Origin of the sequence: Streptomyces ochraceiscleroticus (assembly GCF_000720485.1) — a bacterium.
Classification (GTDB): Bacteria; Actinomycetota; Actinomycetes; order Streptomycetales; family Streptomycetaceae; genus Streptomyces; species Streptomyces ochraceiscleroticus.
The window spans coordinates 118496-135175 of record NZ_JOAX01000008.1; the positions used below are offsets into that span (position 1 = coordinate 118496).

The 16680-nt window shown below is 70.5% G+C and carries 15 protein-coding genes; 8 read left to right on the forward strand and 7 right to left on the reverse strand.

Going from position 1 to position 16680, the window contains the following annotated elements; all coding sequences use genetic code 11:
• Nucleotides 1–5: 5 nt before the first annotated feature.
• The 6 genes from IG84_RS0112675 to IG84_RS0112700 form a co-directional block, all read right to left on the reverse strand.
• Nucleotides 6–1196 carry an alpha/beta hydrolase gene (locus IG84_RS0112675; RefSeq protein WP_051861682.1) on the reverse strand — a complete coding sequence of 397 codons (1191 nt, stop codon included), beginning with the start codon at nt 1194–1196 and terminating at the stop codon, nt 6–8.
• 150 nt (nt 1197–1346) lie between these two features.
• Nucleotides 1347–2027 (reverse strand): response regulator, encoded by a 681-nt coding sequence (locus tag IG84_RS0112680; RefSeq protein ID WP_031055137.1) that lies wholly within the window; start codon nt 2025–2027, stop codon nt 1347–1349.
• On the reverse strand, nt 2024–3319 hold the full coding sequence (locus IG84_RS0112685) for a sensor histidine kinase (RefSeq protein WP_051861652.1): 1296 nt from the start codon (nt 3317–3319) through the stop codon (nt 2024–2026). Before IG84_RS0112685 ends, IG84_RS0112680 begins: the two co-directional genes overlap by 4 nt.
• A 172-nt stretch (nt 3320–3491) precedes the next feature.
• A complete protein-coding gene (locus IG84_RS0112690; RefSeq protein ID WP_031055142.1) occupies nt 3492–4394 on the reverse strand; it encodes a DUF4429 domain-containing protein in 903 nt (300 codons plus the stop codon).
• A gap of 147 nt (nt 4395–4541) precedes the next feature.
• Entirely contained in the window at nt 4542–5756 is a 1215-nt protein-coding gene (locus IG84_RS0112695) for an alpha/beta hydrolase (RefSeq protein WP_031055145.1), read from the reverse strand.
• Between the two features lie 112 nt (nt 5757–5868).
• Nucleotides 5869–6567: a TetR family transcriptional regulator gene (locus tag IG84_RS0112700; RefSeq protein WP_245659329.1), complete on the reverse strand. Its 699-nt coding sequence runs from the start codon at nt 6565–6567 to the stop codon at nt 5869–5871.
• A gap of 114 nt (nt 6568–6681) precedes the next feature.
• Between IG84_RS0112700 and IG84_RS0112705 the strand changes: the two genes are divergently transcribed.
• A complete protein-coding gene (locus tag IG84_RS0112705; protein ID WP_031055148.1) occupies nt 6682–8283 on the forward strand; it encodes an MFS transporter in 1602 nt (533 codons plus the stop codon).
• Nucleotides 8284–8438: 155 nt separating this feature from the next.
• Nucleotides 8439–8801, forward strand: coding sequence for a peptidase inhibitor family I36 protein (locus IG84_RS0112710; RefSeq protein ID WP_031055151.1), 363 nt, complete (start codon nt 8439–8441; stop codon nt 8799–8801).
• A 62-nt stretch (nt 8802–8863) separates the two neighbouring features.
• Here the strand turns inward: IG84_RS0112710 and aceE are convergent, their stop codons facing one another.
• Nucleotides 8864–11596: a pyruvate dehydrogenase (acetyl-transferring), homodimeric type gene (gene aceE, locus IG84_RS0112715; protein ID WP_031055154.1), complete on the reverse strand. Its 2733-nt coding sequence runs from the start codon at nt 11594–11596 to the stop codon at nt 8864–8866.
• 528 nt (nt 11597–12124) lie between these two features.
• Here aceE and IG84_RS0112720 point away from each other — a divergent pair.
• The 6 genes from IG84_RS0112720 to IG84_RS0112745 all read left to right on the forward strand — a co-directional run bounded on the left by IG84_RS0112720 (nt 12125) and on the right by IG84_RS0112745 (nt 16612).
• Nucleotides 12125–12565: a DUF3052 domain-containing protein gene (locus tag IG84_RS0112720; protein WP_031055156.1), complete on the forward strand. Its 441-nt coding sequence runs from the start codon at nt 12125–12127 to the stop codon at nt 12563–12565.
• 160 nt (nt 12566–12725) lie between these two features.
• Nucleotides 12726–13184, forward strand: a complete 459-nt coding sequence (locus tag IG84_RS0112725) for a peroxiredoxin (RefSeq protein WP_031055160.1) — start codon at nt 12726–12728, stop codon at nt 13182–13184.
• Nucleotides 13185–13333: 149 nt separating this feature from the next.
• Entirely contained in the window at nt 13334–13909 is a 576-nt protein-coding gene (locus IG84_RS0112730; RefSeq protein WP_031055163.1) for a TerD family protein, read from the forward strand.
• A gap of 100 nt (nt 13910–14009) precedes the next feature.
• Entirely contained in the window at nt 14010–14585 is a 576-nt protein-coding gene (locus IG84_RS0112735) for a TerD family protein (protein ID WP_031055166.1), read from the forward strand.
• A gap of 54 nt (nt 14586–14639) precedes the next feature.
• The gene (locus IG84_RS0112740) at nt 14640–15773 is read left to right on the forward strand and encodes a DUF475 domain-containing protein (protein ID WP_031055169.1); all 1134 of its coding nucleotides are present in this window, start codon (nt 14640–14642) and stop codon (nt 15771–15773) included.
• A gap of 104 nt (nt 15774–15877) precedes the next feature.
• Nucleotides 15878–16612, forward strand: a complete 735-nt coding sequence (locus tag IG84_RS0112745; RefSeq protein WP_031055172.1) for a Tellurium resistance — start codon at nt 15878–15880, stop codon at nt 16610–16612.
• Nucleotides 16613–16680: the final 68 nt, after the last annotated feature.

Sequence of the window (16680 nt, forward strand, 5' to 3'; positions counted from 1 at the left end):
CGCGCTCAGCGCACGCGGGAGGGGTGGCCGAGCACGATGTCGGCGAAGCCGTCCAGGGAGTCGGTGCCGGGCACGAGGTAGCCGGTGTGGCCCTCGGCGCGGTCGGCGGCGACGCGGCGCGCGCCGAACGCGGGGTCGGTCGGGTCGGTGCCGTGGCCCAGGCCCAGTACCTCGACGTTCGGGATGTTGGCGATCCAGTCCGAGGCGTCCCGGGCCGCCCACACCCGCCCGCCGGCGTGCAGATCGGCGGCGCGCTCCGTACGCGCCCCCGGCGAGCCGAAGAGGATCACGTCGCCGACCGCGCTCCGTCCGGCGCGGGGCGCCGCCAGACCGCAGACGACCGAGCCGTAGCTGTGGCAGAGCAGGGCGGGCGCCGGGTTGCCGGTCGCGGCGAGCCCCGTCAGCAGCCGGGCCAGCCGCGGCGCGCCGGCCTCCGCGAGCCGCCCCGTCGCGGCGTCCGGGCCGAGCCCGACCGGCGTGGTGTAACCGGCCCAGGCGATCACCGCGGTGGGCGTCGCCGTCTCCTCGGCGGACATCCGGGCGCGCAGCGAGGCCGCCATGGCGGTCGGGGTGCCGTACCGGTCCCGCTCGCGGTCGAACGAGCCGAGGTCGATGTCCGAGCCGGGCACGACCACCGCCGTGCGCCGGGCCGCGCCGAGGTCTCCGTACACCTCGGCGACCTGACCCCGGCCGCGCGGGTCGAAGAAGAGGATCTGCCGTCCGGGGGCGAGGAGTTCGGTGCAGCGGGCGGCCAGCGCGCGGGCACGGGCGCGGTCGTCGGCGGCGCGGCCGGGGTCGTCCGCGCGGGCGCGCAGGCGGGCGCGTTCGGCCCGCAGGGCGCGGGCGTTCGCGCGGTAGCGCAGCCGTACGGGCGCGCCGTCCAAGGTGCCCACGGTCAACGGGTGCCGGTCGGCGAGCCGTTGCCGCTCCGCCTCGGTCAGGCCGGCGAAGAAGCGGGCCACGGCGGCGGGTGAGGCGGTCGTGGGGTCGGGCAGCGGCCGGCCGAGCGTGTGGTCGGCGCGCCAGGCGGCGGCGCCCGGCGCGGGTCCGGTGACGGCGGTCTGCTCGGTGCCGGCGGCCCAGCCGCCGGTGGCGGCGACGATCGCGGCCGTGGTGACCGCGGCCAGCAGCCCGCGCCTGCGGCGGCTCGTCCCCCGTCCGGACCGTCCCCGTCCGGAACTCCCCTGTCCGGTCATCTCGGAACGCAGCGGCATGGTGGTGTCTCCCTCTCCCCGGTGGCGTGGCGGAGGGAAACGTAGGGAGGGGGTGGGTGATGCGGCGTCACACCACGGGGGCAACTGCCCGGTGATACCGGGGTACCGGGGCCTCGTCCGTACGGATGAGACTCACCGATCGCCCGGCGTCACCAGCCCCGACTCGTACGCGAAGATCACGGCCTGGGCGCGGTCGCGCAGGTCCAGTTTGGCCAGCACCCGCCCGATGTGGGTCTTCACCGTCTGCTCGGCCAGTACCAGTTCGGCCGCGATCTCCTGGTTGGACAGGCCGCGCGCGATCAACTCCAGTACCTCGGTCTCGCGCGCGGTGAGGCCGTTCAGGCGCAGCGCGGTGCGGTCCTTGCGGGGTGCGGGGCGCTGCCGCGCGAAGTCGGCGATCAGCCGGCGAGTCACCGAGGGGGCGAGCAGCGCCTCACCGGCCGCCACGACCCGTACCGCGGAGATCAGGTCGGCCGGCGGCGCGTCCTTCAGCAGGAAGCCGGACGCGCCGGCGCGCAGCGCTTCGTATACGTAGTCGTCGACGTCGAAGGTGGTGAGCATCAGCACCTTCGGGCGGTGCGTGACGCCCGGGGGCGGGGACAGCAGTTGCCGGGCCGCCTCCAGGCCGTCCATCTCCGGCATCCGGACGTCCATCAGCACCACGTCGGGGTGGGCGCGGCGGCTCAGTTCGACGCCTTGCGCCCCGTCCGCCGCGTCGCCGACGACGTCGATGTCGCTCTGCGCGGCGAGCAGGGCGGCGAAGCCCGCCCGCACCATGGCCTGGTCGTCAACGATGATCACGCGGGTGGTCATGCGCGCGTCGGGTCCTTCCCCGTCGGGGGCTCCGTGAGCGGGAGCCGGGCGGCGACACGGTAACCCCCGTTCGGCAGCGGGCCGGTGTCCAGGGTGCCGTCCAGCAGACGTACGCGCTCGCGCATTCCGACCAGTCCATGGCCGGTCCCGGTCGTCTCCAGCGGCTCGGCGGCGCGCGGCGGCGGGCCGTTGACGACCAGGACCGACAGGCCGGTGCGGTCCGGCGTGACCGAGACCCGGGTGCGCGCGCCGGGCGCGTGCCGTACGACGTTCGACAGCGCTTCCTGCACGATCCGGTACCCCGACAGGCCGACGGCGGGCGGGAGTTCGCCGAGCGCCCGGGAGAGCGTCAGTTCCACCGGCACACCGGCGCGTACGGTCCCCTCCACCAGCCGCTCGAGCTGGTCAAGGCCCGGCTGCGGCGCCTTCTCGGGACCGCCGTCCCGTTCGCTCTCCTCGCTGCGCAGCACGCCCAGCAGCCGGCGCATCTCACCCAGCGACTCGCGCGCCGTCGCGGCGATCGTCCCGAACTCCTCGGCGGCTTCCGGAGTCAGGCCCTGGAGGCGGTACGGCGCGCTGTCCGCCTGCACCGTGATCACCGACATGTGGTGCGCGACGACGTCGTGCAGCTCGCGGGCGATACGGGTGCGCTCCTCCAGCAGCGTCCGCCGGGCGCGCTCCGCCTCGCTGATCGTCTCCTGCTCCGCCAACTGCCGCCGCGCGTCGCCGCGTTCCCGCAGCGCGCCCGCCAGCAGCAGCACCACACCGGAGAGCACGAAGAGCAGCAGCCAGGTGGCGTCTGAGCGGGCGGGCCGCAGGAAGCCGGAGAGGATGCCGGCCGCGCCGGTGGCGAGCCACACGGCGAGCAGCACGCGGCGCCGCTCGCGCAGCCCGAGGGCGAGCGCCAGGACGAGGTACCCGACGATGGTGGGCGGCGGCCAGGGCCAGATGGTGCCCTGGGCGGCGGGGATGCTCGCCAGGACCAGCGCGGCGGCCAGGTCGGCCGCGAAGATCACCCACCACGCCTGCAGCGGGCGGACCACCGCCAGCAGCAGCGGGACGGTCTGGGCGACGCCGAGCGCGCCGGCCAGCCCGGCGTTCATGCCGTAGTCGTTGCCCAGGACGACGATGGTGCTGGGCAGCAGCGAGACGGTGAACCCGAAGGCGACGACGTACGGCAGCCACCGCAGCCAGCGGGACCGCTCCGCGCCGAAGAGGGGGCCGGGGGAAGGGGAGGAGGACGTGGACATCGCCGGATCAGCGTATGGGGGCCGGGCCCGCCGGGGCGTCATACCGGAGTCGTCGATCCGGGGTCATACCTGGGTATCAGGAGCGGCGCTACGAGGGCCGGTCGCGCCCGGCATACGGGGACGCGCCACCCCGCCGTACGAAGGCCCGCCACTTCGCCGTACGACAGCTCCTCACGTCTCCGTACAGAGCCCGATCACATCACGGTAGGAATCCCTACAACTCCGCCAGCAGCTCGGCCTTCTTCGCGCTGAATTCGGCGTCCGTCAGCAGCCCCGCGTCGTGCAGCTCGCCGAGCTGACGTATGCGGTCGGCGATGTCGGCGGGGCCGCGGTGCGGCTCCAGGGGACGGCACTGGGGCGCGGGCGCGGGGGCCGGGCCCGCGGTCCGTACGGCCTGCAGGACGGCCGCGGCGAACGGCAGCGACTCGTGGACCGGGCCGTAGCCGAGGCCGAAGATCACCGAGGCCGGGTCCTGTTCGGCGCCGTCCCGGCTCTCCTCCTCGGCACCGTGCGCCAGCAGCCGCAGATAGCCGTTGTGCCACGTGCCGGGCGGGGTGGGCGCCGAGCCGCCGTTCTCCGGGGAGCGCCACACCACGCCGGACAGCCCGTCGACCGGAAAGCTCTGGTCGCCGGACTTCCACTTCGCGGACGAGGCGCCGGTCCAGAACCAGCGGAACGCCACCGAGCTGCCGTCGAAGGACGCCTTGCCGTCGTACGCCTTGAAGGTCAGCGGCGGCTCCGGGGCCGCCACGAGGTGCTGCTCGGCGGGGCCCGCCGCGTCCGGGCCGAGGAGACCGGTCAGCTCGTCGCGGTAGTACTCGGCGCGGTCGGCGCGGTCGGCGGGGAGCACCAGGCGGTACGGGTCGGCGTCGTCCTTGAGCTGGCCGTCGGCGGCATCCATCAGCGGGTCGGCACCCGGCCGGGGCCGGGCATGCAGGACCACCGTCCCGCGCCTGCCCCGCGAGAGCCGCACCGAGCTCAGCGCTTCGTAGGGGATGCGGCGCTCGCCGAGCGCCTGGAAGAGCTTGGGCTTGCGGATCCCCCGTTCGAAGCGGATGAGCACGGAGTCCGTGTCGAACTCCCAGACGGCATGAAAACCGGCCAGCACATCACCCATGCGGTTCATCGTAAGCGGCGGGCGGCCCGCCCGTCCCCCTTCCGTACAGCACCGTGCTACGCGCGTCACGCCGTTCCCCGGCCCCGTTGTCCGGCCCGTCGTGCGGCTCCGGCCGGCCGCCGGGCCCGTACGGCGCCGGGCCGGCCCTCACGCCAGGTCGGCCGCGCAGTGTCCGTCGTCGGTCGCGCAGCTCACGCCCGCGACCGCGCCGACCCCGACGAGTGCGAAGTTGGCCAGGCTCTGCGTGCCGCGGGCGAAGTACCCCGCGTGCCCGTCCGCGCCCGCCGCGGACAGCACCCGGGAGCCGAACGCCGGGTCCACCGGGTCGGCGCCGTGCCCCAGCCCGCCCAGCTCCAGGTTCGGGATGTCCTGGATCCAGTCGTCGGAGTCCCGCATCGCCCACACCCGGGCGGTGGTGTGCAGCGCGGCGGTGTTCTGGGCGCGCATGCCAGGGCTGCCCGCCACCACGATGTCGCCGACCCGGGAGGGCAGCGCGCGGGCCGCCACGCCGCAGACCACGGAGCCGTAGCTGTGGCAGAACAGCGAGACGTCGGCGCCGGTCGGCAGCGCGCCGATCATCGACTCCAGGCGCTGCGCGCCCGCCTGTGCCATCTGGCCGGCCGCCGCGTCCACGCCGATGCCGGCGGGCGCGGTGTAGTCGGCCCAGGCGATCACGGCCGTACGGGCGTCGGGACGCACCGCGCGCTCCGCGTCGTACAGCGAGGACGCCATGCCCACCGGGGCCCGGACGGCCTGCTTGGTCCGCTCGAAGTTCACCAGATTGGTGTCCACGCCGGGCACCACGACCGACACCCGGCGGGCGTGCGTGAGATCGCCGAAGACCTCGGCGGCACGGCCGCCGGCGGCCGGGTCGAAGGACAGGATCTGCCGCCCGGGCCGCATCATCGAGTCCAGGCGGTGCATCAGCCGGCCGGCGTCCTGGCGCCCCTCCGGCGTCAGCCGCGCGTCGTGCGAGCGCCGCGCGGCCACGTCGCGTGCCTGGTCCATGGCCTTGCGGTTGGCCTGGTAGCGCAGCGTGGCGGGGGCGCCGGCCATGTTGCCGACGGCGAGCGGATAGCGGTCGGCCAGCCGCAGCCGGTCGGCCTTGCGCAGTCCGGCGAAGAACGCGGCGATACGGTGCGGACCCGCGGCCGGGTCGGGCAGCCGGTGGCCGTGGAAGGTGGCGCCCGCCCAGGCGGCCCGGGAGCTGCCCAGCGGATCGGTGTCCCCCTTGGTACCTCTGATGCCCGTCCAGCCGGTCACCGCGAGCATCACGAACACCACCACCAGGGCGAGTGCCGCACGCCAGGCGGAGGACTGCAGAAAACCGGGGGGAGCGCCGAGCTCGGAGAAGGAAGTCACCGCGGGACAGCCTAGGAGACGGCGTGCGGCGGCCGTGGATTGGGTGAGACAACTCACGTTTCGCTGTGGGTCATTAGGGTCACAACGGACACTTCACGCCCGTTTGTCCTGCTCAGGCGTGCGGCGGCTTGCTCGCGTGGTCGCGCTGAGGGGTGGTTTTCCGCCACTCGCCGGCGATCGCCGGAATGATGCCGTCCAGATGCTGCTCGGTGGTCGCGCGGATGGACTCCACGCTGCACTCCCCGGCCTCGCCCCACAGCCGCCCGGCCAGCCGCATCACGCCGCTGAACGCCGCCACCACGATCCGCGGCCGCGGATCGGTCGCCACGTCCAGGCCCTCGCGCCCGGCGATGACCGTGGCGATCAGCTCCTCCAGCTCGGAGCTGCGCCGCAGGTGGGCCGCGACCAGCGCGGGTGTCGACTCGATCATCTGGTACGTCCGCATGTGCAGCTCGACCGGGATGATCGACTCGATCACCTGGCCGAGGTCGTCCCAGGCCAGCAGGACGGCGTTACGGAGCGCCTCCAGCGGGGGCTCGGCGGCCGGACGGGCCCGCAGCGCCTCCAGGAAGCGCGCCTCCACTATCTCCTGGACGGCGAAGACCACGTCCTCCTTGGTGGTGAAGTACCGGAAGAACGTCCGCTGGGAGACGTCGACCGCCTCGGCGATCTCGTCGATCGTGGTGCGGTCGTACCCCTGCTGGGTGCACAGCTCCAGCGCGGCGCGGATCAGCGCGTCGTGCGTACGCCGCTTCTTCCGCTCGCGCAGTCCGCACCGCAGCCCCTCACGCGGCGTCATCTCGGCCCTCATGCGCCGCCCTCCTTGGTGGATCAGTGCTGCTCACGATACCTGTGAGCTAACTGACAGTTACTGACGGACGAAAGGCTTTGTCAACTGTCAGTCACTGACATTAATGTCGGGGGCATGAGCTCACAGACCCCGGTAGCCGAGGCGATACCGGACATACCGATCCCGGAGCCGCGCAGGGGGCTGCGTGGCCATCCCTGGCTGACCCTCTTCTCCGTCGCCATCGGCGTGATGATGGTGGCCCTCGACGGCACGATCGTCGCCATCGCCAACCCGGCCATCCAGCAGGACCTCGGCGCCACGCTCGCCGACGTCCAATGGATCACCAACGGGTACCTCCTCGCGCTGGCCGTCGCGCTGATCACGGCCGGCAAGCTCGGTGACCGCTTCGGCCACCGGCAGACCTTCCTCATCGGTGTGGTCGGCTTCGCCCTCGCCTCCGGGGCCATCGGTCTCTCCAGTGAGGTGTCGCTGGTCATCGTCTTCCGCGTCCTGCAGGGACTCTTCGGCGCGCTGCTGATGCCGGCCGCGCTCGGCCTGCTGCGCGCGACCTTCCCGGCCGAGAAGCTCAACATGGCCATCGGCATCTGGGGCATGGTCATCGGCGCGTCCACCGCCGGCGGCCCGATCGTCGGCGGCCTGCTCGTCGAGCACGTCAACTGGCAGTCCGTCTTCTTCATCAACGTGCCCGTCGGCGTCGTGGCCCTCCTCCTCGGCCTGGTGATCCTTAAGGACCACCGCGCGAAGAACGCCCCGCGCTCCTTCGACATCCCCGGCATCGTGCTGCTGTCCGGCGCGATGTTCTGCCTGATCTGGGCCCTGATCAAGGCCGGCGAGTGGGGCTGGGGCGACGGTAAGACCTGGGGCTTCCTGATCGGCTCGATCGTGCTCTTCGTGCTCTTCGGCATCCTGGAGACCAAGGTCCGCGAGCCGCTGATCCCGCTGCGCATGTTCCGCTCCGTGCCGCTCACCGCCGGCACGGTCCTGATGGTGCTGATGGCCTTCGCCTTCATGGGCGGCCTGTTCTTCGTCACCTTCTACCTGCAGAACGTCCATGGGATGAGCCCGGTGGACAGCGGTCTGCACCTGCTGCCGCTCACCGGCATGATGATCGTCGGCTCGCCGCTCGCGGGCGCCATGATCACCAAGTTCGGGCCGCGGGTGCCGCTGGTCGGCGGCATGGTCCTCACCGCCGTCGCGATGTACGGCATGTCCACGCTGGACACCGGCACCGGCACCGGCGCGATGTCCCTCTGGTTCGCCCTCCTGGGCCTCGGCCTCGCGCCCGTCATGGTCGGCGCCACCGAGGTCATCGTCGGCAACGCGCCCATGGAGCTCTCCGGCGTCGCGGGCGGCCTCCAGCAGGCCGCGATGCAGGTCGGCGGCAGCCTCGGCACGGCCGTACTGGGCGCGGTGATGGCCTCCCGGGTCGATCACAAGCTGCCCGGGAACTGGGACGGCGCGCACCTCCCGCCGGTCCCGCAGGCCCAGCTCGACAAGGCCGCCGACGCGGTCGCGGTCGGCATCTCGCCGGTCCCCAAGGGCACCCCCGCGCCGATCGCCGAGAAGATCACCGCGGTCGCCCACGACACCTTCATCTCCGGGATGGGGCTCGCCTTCACGGTGGCCTGCGGTGTCGCGGTCGTCGCGGCGGCGGTCGCGATCTTCACCAAGCGCGGAGTGAACGCCGAGGCGGGCGCCGGCGTCGGCCACATCTGACGCGCCGTCCCGCGCTGCGGAGCGCCGTCCCGCACCACCACCGGGCCCCGTCTTCCCCTATCAGGGTGGACGGGGCCCGTACGTCTTCCCCGGCCCGCGCACCCGGGCCAACGTGTCGGTCACCGCACACACCACGACACGGGGGCTGATCCACGATGCGTACGACTCTTCTCGCGGCCACGGCAGGGGCGGCCGTCCTCCTCACCACGGCGGCGGCCGCGGCTCCGGCCCACATGGGCCCCGGCTGTGCCGCCGGGCAACTCTGCCTCTGGCCGAAGGGGGGCTACGAAGGCCCGCGCGAGACGCATGAGCTCTCCGATACGGACATCGAGAGCTGCGTGCCGCTGCCGGACGGCCGCCCCGCACGCTCCTTCGTGAACCGCACGGGACGGCCCGTGACCACCTTCCAGAGCGCCGAGTGCGCCGAGACCGGCGAGTTCGATACCTATCCGGGCGGCGGGACGTACGTACCGGACTCGCCGTACGCGGTACGCGCCTTCAGGATCGCGGAGCGGTGAAAAGCGGGTGCCCCCGGACAGCCGTGCTGTCCGGGGGCACCCGCTGCGCTCAGCGGCCGGCCCTACGCGTCGCCGCCGGCTTCGCCGGCCTCCGCCGCCGATACGTCCAGCAGCTGGTACCGGTCCACGGCCTTCTTCAGGGCCGAGCGGTCGATCTTGCCTTCCTTGGCGAGCTCGGTGAGCACGCCCAGCACGATCGACTGCGCGTCGATGTGGAAGAAGCGGCGGGCCGCGCCACGGGTGTCGGCGAAGCCGAAGCCGTCCGCGCCGAGGGACTGGTACGTCCCCGGGACCCAGCGCGCGATCTGGTCCGGAACCGCACGCATCCAGTCGGAGACTGCCACGAACGGACCCTCGGAGCCGGAGAGCTTCCGCGTCACGTACGGGACGCGCTGCTCCTCCTCCGGGTGCAGGAGGTTGTGCTCCTCCACCTCGACCGCCTCGCGGCGCAGCTCGTTCCAGGAGGTCGCCGACCAGACGTCCGCCTTGACGTTCCACTCCTCGGCGAGGATCTTCTGCGCCTCGATCGCCCACGGCACGGCCACGCCGGACGCCATGATCTGCGCCGGGATGGCGCCCTCGGAGCCGGTCGCGACCTTGTGGATACCGGCGAGGATGCCCTCGACGTCCACGTCCTCCGGCTCGGCCGGGTGCACGATCGGCTCGTTGTAGACCGTGAGGTAGTAGAAGATGTCCTCGCTGTTCTCGCCGTACATGCGGCGCAGACCGTCCCGGACGATGTGCGCGATCTCGAACCCGAAGGCCGGGTCGTAGGCGACGCACGCCGGGTTGGTCGAGGCCAGGAGCTGGGAGTGGCCGTCGGCGTGCTGCAGACCCTCACCGGTCAGGGTCGTACGGCCCGCGGTCGCACCCAGGACGAAACCGCGCGCGAGCTGGTCGGCCATCTGCCAGAACTGGTCGCCGGTCCGCTGGAAACCGAACATCGAGTAGAAGACGTACACCGGGATCAGCGGCTCGCCGTGCGTGGCGTAGGCCGAGCCCGCCGCGATCAGCGAGGCCGTGCAGCCGGCCTCGGTGATGCCGTCGTGCAGCATCTGGCCGGTCGGCGACTCCTTGTACGCCAGCAGCAGCTCGCGGTCGACCGACTCGTAGATCTGACCCAGCGGGTTGTAGATCTTGGAGGTCGGGAAGAACGCGTCCATGCCGAACGTGCGGTACTCGTCCGGCGCGATCGGCACGAAGCGCTTGCCGATCTCCTTGTCCCGCATCAGGTCCTTCAGGACGCGGACGAACGCCATGGTCGTGGCGATCTTCTGCTGGCCCGAGCCCTTCTTGGCGGTCGCGTACGCCTTGTCGCCCGGGAGCTGCAGCGGCTTCGCGCGCACGACACGGGTCGGGACGTACCCGCCGTTCGCCTTGCGGCGGTCGTGCATGTACTGGATCTCTTCCGAGTCCCGGCCCGGGTGGTAGTACGGCGGGTTGCCGTCCTCCAGGTCCTTGTCCGGGATCGGCAGGTGCAGCCGGTCGCGGAACATCTTCAGGTCGTCGACCGTCAGCTTCTTCATCTGGTGGGTCGCGTTGCGGCCCTCGAAGTTCGGGCCGAGCGTCCAGCCCTTGACGGTCTGCGCGAGGATCACGGTCGGCTGGCCCTTGTGCGCCTTGGCCGCCGCGTACGCCGCGTAGATCTTCTTGTGGTCGTGACCGCCGCGCCCCAGGTGCAGGATCTGGTCGTCGGTCATGTTCTCGACCATCTTGCGCAGCCGGTGGTCGTCACCGAAGAAGTGCTCGCGGATGTACGCACCGGTCTCGGTGGCGTACGTCTGGAACTGGCCGTCCGGCGTGGTGTTCAGCTTGTTGACCAGAACGCCGTCCCGGTCCTGCGCGAGCAGCGGGTCCCAGGAGCGGTCCCAGACCAGCTTGATCACGTTCCAGCCGGCGCCGCGGAACTGCGACTCCAGCTCCTGCATGATCTTGCCGTTGCCGCGGACCGGGCCGTCCAGGCGCTGCAGGTTGCAGTTGACGACGAAGGTGAGATTGTCCAGGCCCTCGCGCGCGGCGATGGAGAGCTGGCCGAGCGACTCCGGCTCGTCCATCTCGCCGTCGCCGAGGAACGCCCACACATGGCTGTCGGAGGTGTCGGCGATGCCGCGCGCCTCCATGTAGCGGTTCATCCGGGCCTGGTAGATCGCGCCGAGCGGGCCGAGGCCCATCGAGACGGTCGGGAACTCCCAGAAGTCCGGCATCAGCCGCGGGTGCGGGTAGCTGGAGAGGCCGTTCGGGGCCTTGGACTTCTCCTGGCGGAAGGCGTCGAGCTGGTCGGAGGAGAGCCGGTCCAGCAGGTAGGCGCGGGCGTAGACGCCGGGCGAGGCGTGGCCCTGGAAGAAGATCTGGTCGCCGCCCTTGCCGTCGTCCTTGCCCCGGAAGAAGTGGTTGAAGCCCACGTCGTACAGGGAGGCGGAGGAGGCGAAGGTGGCGATGTGACCGCCGACACCGATGCCGGGGCGCTGCGCCCGGGAGACCATGACGGCCGCGTTCCACCGGGTCGCGTTCAGGACCTTGCGCTCGATCTCCTCGTTGCCGGGGAAGAACGGCTCGTCCTTGGTCGCGATGGTGTTGACGTAGTCCGTGCTGCGCATCTCCGGCACGGCCACGCGCTTCTCGCGGGCCCGCTCGATGAGGCGGAGCATGAGGTAGCGGGCACGTTCCCGGCCTCGCTCATCGACGGCTGCGTCGAGCGAGTCGAGCCATTCCTGGGTCTCTTCAGGATCGAAGTCCGGGACCTGGCTGGGAAGGCCGCCAATGATGATCGGGTTGCGATCGGATCCGGAAGCCACGCTGTTCCTTCACTGTTCTGGTCGTGTCGTACTTTGCGCGCATGTGAGGTCCATGCAGTGCCGAGTACGAGGTCAGATTTCTGTCTCTGCTGGTGTCGCGCCGTCTTCCATCGTGTACCGAGCCACGCGGATACGTCATCTCTACCTGCGGGTAACCGCCCCCTGGCAGACGCCCGCCGACAGGTGCGCCCCAGGAGAGACCAAATCGCAACCATACGCCCATGTCGCGCACCCCCGACGTCCGGCCGTACGGTTATCGAACACCCGCATGCGGGCTGTCCGTACCCCTCGCCGGGCCCGGTCGCGCGCGTGTACCCCACAAGACCAGCACGACGCTGTGGCGTGAATCACCGCAGCACGGGGTAAGAGGGGTCGCAGTTGCGGCGAGACGGCCGTATCCGTCACCGTTTTGGCGGTCTGGAGGGCCGGGTACTTGCGCGATTCGCCCCGCCCGTGTGGACTACGCCCAATGCCCCGCGCACGCGCGAGGTGTAAGGCATATCCACAAGACATGACAGGAGGCAATCCGTGAGCGCGACCGCGGACCACGCGGAGGAGCGGACCAACCCGGCCGTCAGGCTGGGGTTCGAGCCCGGACAGGTGGTCCAGGAGATCGGCTACGACGATGACGTCGAGCAGGAGCTCCGTGAAGGCATCGAGGCCGCGATCGGCCAGGAGCTCGTCGACGAGGACTACGACGACGTCGCCGATGTCGTCCTGCTCTGGTTCCGGGACGAGGACGGCGACCTTACGGACGCACTGGTCGACGCCATCGGACTGATCGACGAAGGTGCCCCGGTGTGGCTGCTGACGCCGAAGACCGGACGCGACGGTTACGTCGAGCCGAGCGACATCAATGAGGCCGCGCAGACTGCGGGTCTGTCCCAGACGAAGAGCATCAACGCGGGCAAGGACTGGAGCGGCAGCCGGCTGGTCACGCCGAAGGCCGCCAAGTCCGGCAAGCGCTGAGCCGTCCGCCGGCACGTCCCCGAGCCCCCTTCCGCAGCCTTCCCCGGCCCCCGTGCCCAGGGAAGGCCGTCCGGAAGGGGGCTCGACGCGTCTTCGGAGGAGGGTCGCCACGTAGGGTTGGCGGGTATCTGTCCAGCATCTGCGAAGGGAAACAGAACCCATGGCGATCGAGGTCGGCGCGAAGGCTCCGGAGTTCGAGCTGAAGAACCAGCACGGGGAGACCGTCAAGCTCTCCGACTTCCGCGGCGAGAAGAACGTCGTGCTGCTCTTCTACCCCTTCGCCTTCACCGGCGTGTGCACCGGCGAGCTGTGCGCCCTGCGCGACGAGCTGCCCACGTTCGTCAACGACGACGTGCAGCTCCTCGCCGTTTCGAATGACTCCCCGTTCTCCCTGCGCGTCTTCGCCGAGCAGGAGGGCCTGGAGTACCCGCTGCTGTCGGACTTCTGGCCGCACGGCGAGGTGTCCCGCGCCTACGGCGTCTTCGACGAGGAGAAGGGCTGCGCCGTGCGCGGCACCTTCATCATCGACAAGGAGGGCGTGGTCCGCTGGACGATCGTCAACGGCCTGCCCGACGCGCGTGACCTGAACGAGTACGCCAAGGCGCTCGGCACCCTCTGAGCCGGTACTTCCGAGTCGGCGCCTTCCGATTCGACACCCCTGATGCGGCAACGCGTCATCGGCGGGAACCGGTCACTAGGATCAGTTCGTTGTTCTGATGCCATGCACGACGGGGGCGAATGCGTACCCCTCGAACTATGGGAGGACTCGTGGGAGTCAGCCTCAGCAAGGGCGGCAACGTCTCGCTGACGAAGGAAGCCCCCAATCTGACCGCGGTCATCGTCGGTCTGGGCTGGGACGCGCGTACCACCACCGGTACCGACTTCGACCTCGACGCCAGCGCGCTGCTGGCCAACGACCAGGGCAAGGTCGGCAACGACCAGAACTTCGTGTTCTTCAACAACCTGAAGAGCCCGGACGGGTCGGTCGAGCACACCGGGGACAACATCACCGGTGAGGGCGAGGGTGACGACGAGCAGATCAAGGTGAATCTGGCCGCTGTGCCGGCCGATGTCGCCAAGATCGTGTTCCCGGTGTCGATCTACGACGCCGAGACCCGTCAGCAGAGCTTCGGCCAGGTGCGCAACGCCTTCATCCGCGTGGTGAACCAGGCCGACGGCACCGAGCTGGCGCGGTACGACCTGAGCGAGGACGCCTCGACGGAGACCGCCATGGTCTTCGGCGAGCTCTACCGCAATGGCGCGGAGTGGAAGTTCCGGGCCATCGGCCAGGGTTACGCCTCGGGCCTGCGTGGCATCGCGCAGGACTTCGGCGTGAACGTCTGACCGAGGACACACACCTGCCCGGCGCCGTACGCCCCCTGGGGAGTGCGGCGCCGGGCGCGCTTGAGAGCAGAGCACCGACACCGGGGAGGAAGCGAAGAACATGGGCGTCACACTCGCCAAGGGAGGCAACGTCTCCCTCTCGAAGGCCGCACCCAATCTCACGCAGGTCATGGTCGGTCTCGGCTGGGACGCGCGCTCCACGACCGGCGCGCCGTTCGACCTGGACGCCAGCGCCCTGCTGTGCAGCAGCGGCCGGGTGCTCGGGGACGAGTACTTCGTCTTCTACAACAACCTCAAGAGCCCGGACGGCTCCGTCGAACACACCGGGGACAACCTCACCGGTGAGGGTGAGGGCGACGACGAGTCGCTCCTCGTGGACCTCTCCAAGGTCCCGGCCCAGGTCGACAAGATCGTCTTCCCGGTCTCGATCCACGACGCCGATGCGCGCGGCCAGAGCTTCGGGCAGGTCAGCAACGCTTTCATCCGGGTGGTGAACCAGGCCGACGGTACCGAGCTGGCGCGCTACGACCTCAGCGAGGACGCCTCCACCGAGACGGCAATGATCTTCGGCGAGGTTTACCGCTACGGCGGGGAGTGGAAGTTCAGGGCCGTGGGACAGGGGTACGCGTCGGGCCTGCGCGGCATCGCTCTAGACTTCGGGGTCAACGTTTCGTAAAGCGCCGTCCGCCCGTGCGCGGGGGACCCCACACAACGAGGGATTGGGTAGGAAGTGCTCCTGAAAACCTTTGGCTGGTCATTCGCCGTCACGGTGGCGGGCCTGGCCTTGGCGGGCGTCCTCTGGGGGTGGCAGGGGCTCGCGATTGTCGGGATCCTCTCGATCCTTGAGATCTCGCTCTCGTTCGACAACGCCGTCATCAACGCCGGCATCCTGCGGAAGATGAATGCCTTCTGGCAGAAGATCTTCCTGACCGTCGGCATCCTGATCGCCGTGTTCGGCATGCGGCTGGTCTTCCCGGTCGTCATCGTGGCCATCACGGCCAAGCTGGGCCCGATCGAGGCCGTCAATCTCGCGATCACCGACAAGCCGCAGTACGAGCACCTCGTCACCGCGGCGCACCCGGCCATCGCGTCCTTCGGCGGCATGTTCCTGCTGATGATCTTCCTCGACTTCATCTTCGAGGAGCGGGACTACAAGTGGCTCTCGTGGATCGAGAAGCCGATGGCCAAGCTGGGCAAGCTCGACACCCTCTCGATCATCATCGCGCTGGTCGCGCTGCTGGTGGCGGCCATGACCGTGGCCACCGACGTGGCGCACGGCGGCGGTGACAAGAGCGCCACGGTGCTGCTCTCCGGCGTCGCGGGCCTGCTCACGTACCTCATCGTCGGCGGCGTCTCCGGCTACTTCGAGGACAAGCTGGAGGACGCCGAGGACGAGGCGGAGGATGGCGAGGAGCGCGCGCCCGCCAAGGGCAAGGGCACCGGCGCGGCCGTCGGCCTGGCCGGCAAGGCCGCGTTCTTCATGTTCCTCTACCTCGAGGTCATCGACGCGTCCTTCTCCTTCGACGGCGTCATCGGCGCCTTCGCCATCACCAACGACATCTTCGAGATGGCGCTGGGTCTGGGCATCGGCGCGATGTACATCCGGTCGCTGACCGTCTTCCTCGTCCGCAAGGGCACCCTGGACGACTACGTCTACCTGGAGCACGGCGCGCACTACGCCATCGGCGCCCTGGCGGTGATCCTCCTCGTCACCATCAAGTACGAGATCAACGAGGTCATCACCGGTCTGGTCGGCGTGGTCCTGATTGCGCTCTCCTTCTGGTCCTCGGTGCGCAAGAATCGTGCCGAGGGGCGGCCGGGGGCGGGATCTTCCTCGAAACCCGAGGTCAGCTCGGGGGTGTGACCCCGGTCCGATTGAGGAACGCTTCTCTGCGGGGCGGCCATGAGGCGGAATGCCTCCGGCCGCCCCGCGGCTGTATCTGATGCTGATCGATGGGGTGGGGCGAAGTGTCGTTCTTGGGGAACTGGCGACGCGGCGGAGCGCCGCAGTTCGACAACGGCGGAGCGTCGTACGTCGTCAAACTGACCAAACGCGATCCCGTGGTCTCACTGACCAAGCAGGGCGCCGCCAGCGGTAACCTCCGGGTCAACCTCTCCTGGCAGATGCGCACCACGGACTTCGCGGAGTTCGCCGGGAAGCGGCAGAGCCTGTGGCGGCACCCGGGCCGGATATTCAAGCCCGAAGTGGTGCAGGCGCAGGGGCCGGCGGTCGTGAAGATCGACCTCGACCTGGCGTGCATGTACGAGCTCAAGGACGGCACGAAGGGCGTCGTGCAGCCGCTGGGGAACTTCCTCGGCGAGATCAACAGCCCGCCGTACATCCAGCTCAGCGGCGACGACCGGTTCGGCTCGGGGTCGGGCGAGACGCTCTACATCAACCTCGACCACCAGGACGAGTTCAAGCGCCTGCTGATCTTCGTCTACATCTACGACGGCACTCCCGCCTTCGACCGCACGCACGCCATCATCACGCTCTACCCGAGCAGCGGGCCGCGGGTGGAGATCGGCCTGGACGAGCGGGCGCCGCAGGCCCGTTCGTGCGCGGTCTTCATGCTGGAGAACGTCAAGGGCGAGCTGACCGTGCGCCGCGAGGTGAAGTACGTCTACGGCTTCCAGGCCGAGCTGGACCGGCTGTACGGCTGGGGCCTGCAGTGGGGGCGCGGCTACAAGAGCCAGGTGTGAGCGCCGGGCGCGCCCGCCAGCACGTGAGGTGAACGGGCGGCGCGCGCCGTGTCGCACGCGCCGCGGCG

Coding starts and splice junctions, on each gene's coding strand:
- IG84_RS0112690 (WP_031055142.1), bottom strand. CDS start 4,394: ATGGGTGATGTGCTGGCCGGTTTTCATGCCGTCTGGGAGTTCGACACG.
- IG84_RS0112705 (WP_031055148.1), top strand. CDS start 6,682: ATGAGCTCACAGACCCCGGTAGCCGAGGCGATACCGGACATACCGATC.
- IG84_RS0112680 (WP_031055137.1), bottom strand. CDS start 2,027: ATGACCACCCGCGTGATCATCGTTGACGACCAGGCCATGGTGCGGGCG.
- IG84_RS0112725 (WP_031055160.1), top strand. CDS start 12,726: ATGGCGATCGAGGTCGGCGCGAAGGCTCCGGAGTTCGAGCTGAAGAAC.
- IG84_RS0112710 (WP_031055151.1), top strand. CDS start 8,439: ATGCGTACGACTCTTCTCGCGGCCACGGCAGGGGCGGCCGTCCTCCTC.
- IG84_RS0112735 (WP_031055166.1), top strand. CDS start 14,010: ATGGGCGTCACACTCGCCAAGGGAGGCAACGTCTCCCTCTCGAAGGCC.
- IG84_RS0112675 (WP_051861682.1), bottom strand. CDS start 1,196: ATGACCGGACAGGGGAGTTCCGGACGGGGACGGTCCGGACGGGGGACG.
- IG84_RS0112685 (WP_051861652.1), bottom strand. CDS start 3,319: ATGACGCCCCGGCGGGCCCGGCCCCCATACGCTGATCCGGCGATGTCC.
- IG84_RS0112700 (WP_245659329.1), bottom strand. CDS start 6,567: ATGAGGGCCGAGATGACGCCGCGTGAGGGGCTGCGGTGCGGACTGCGC.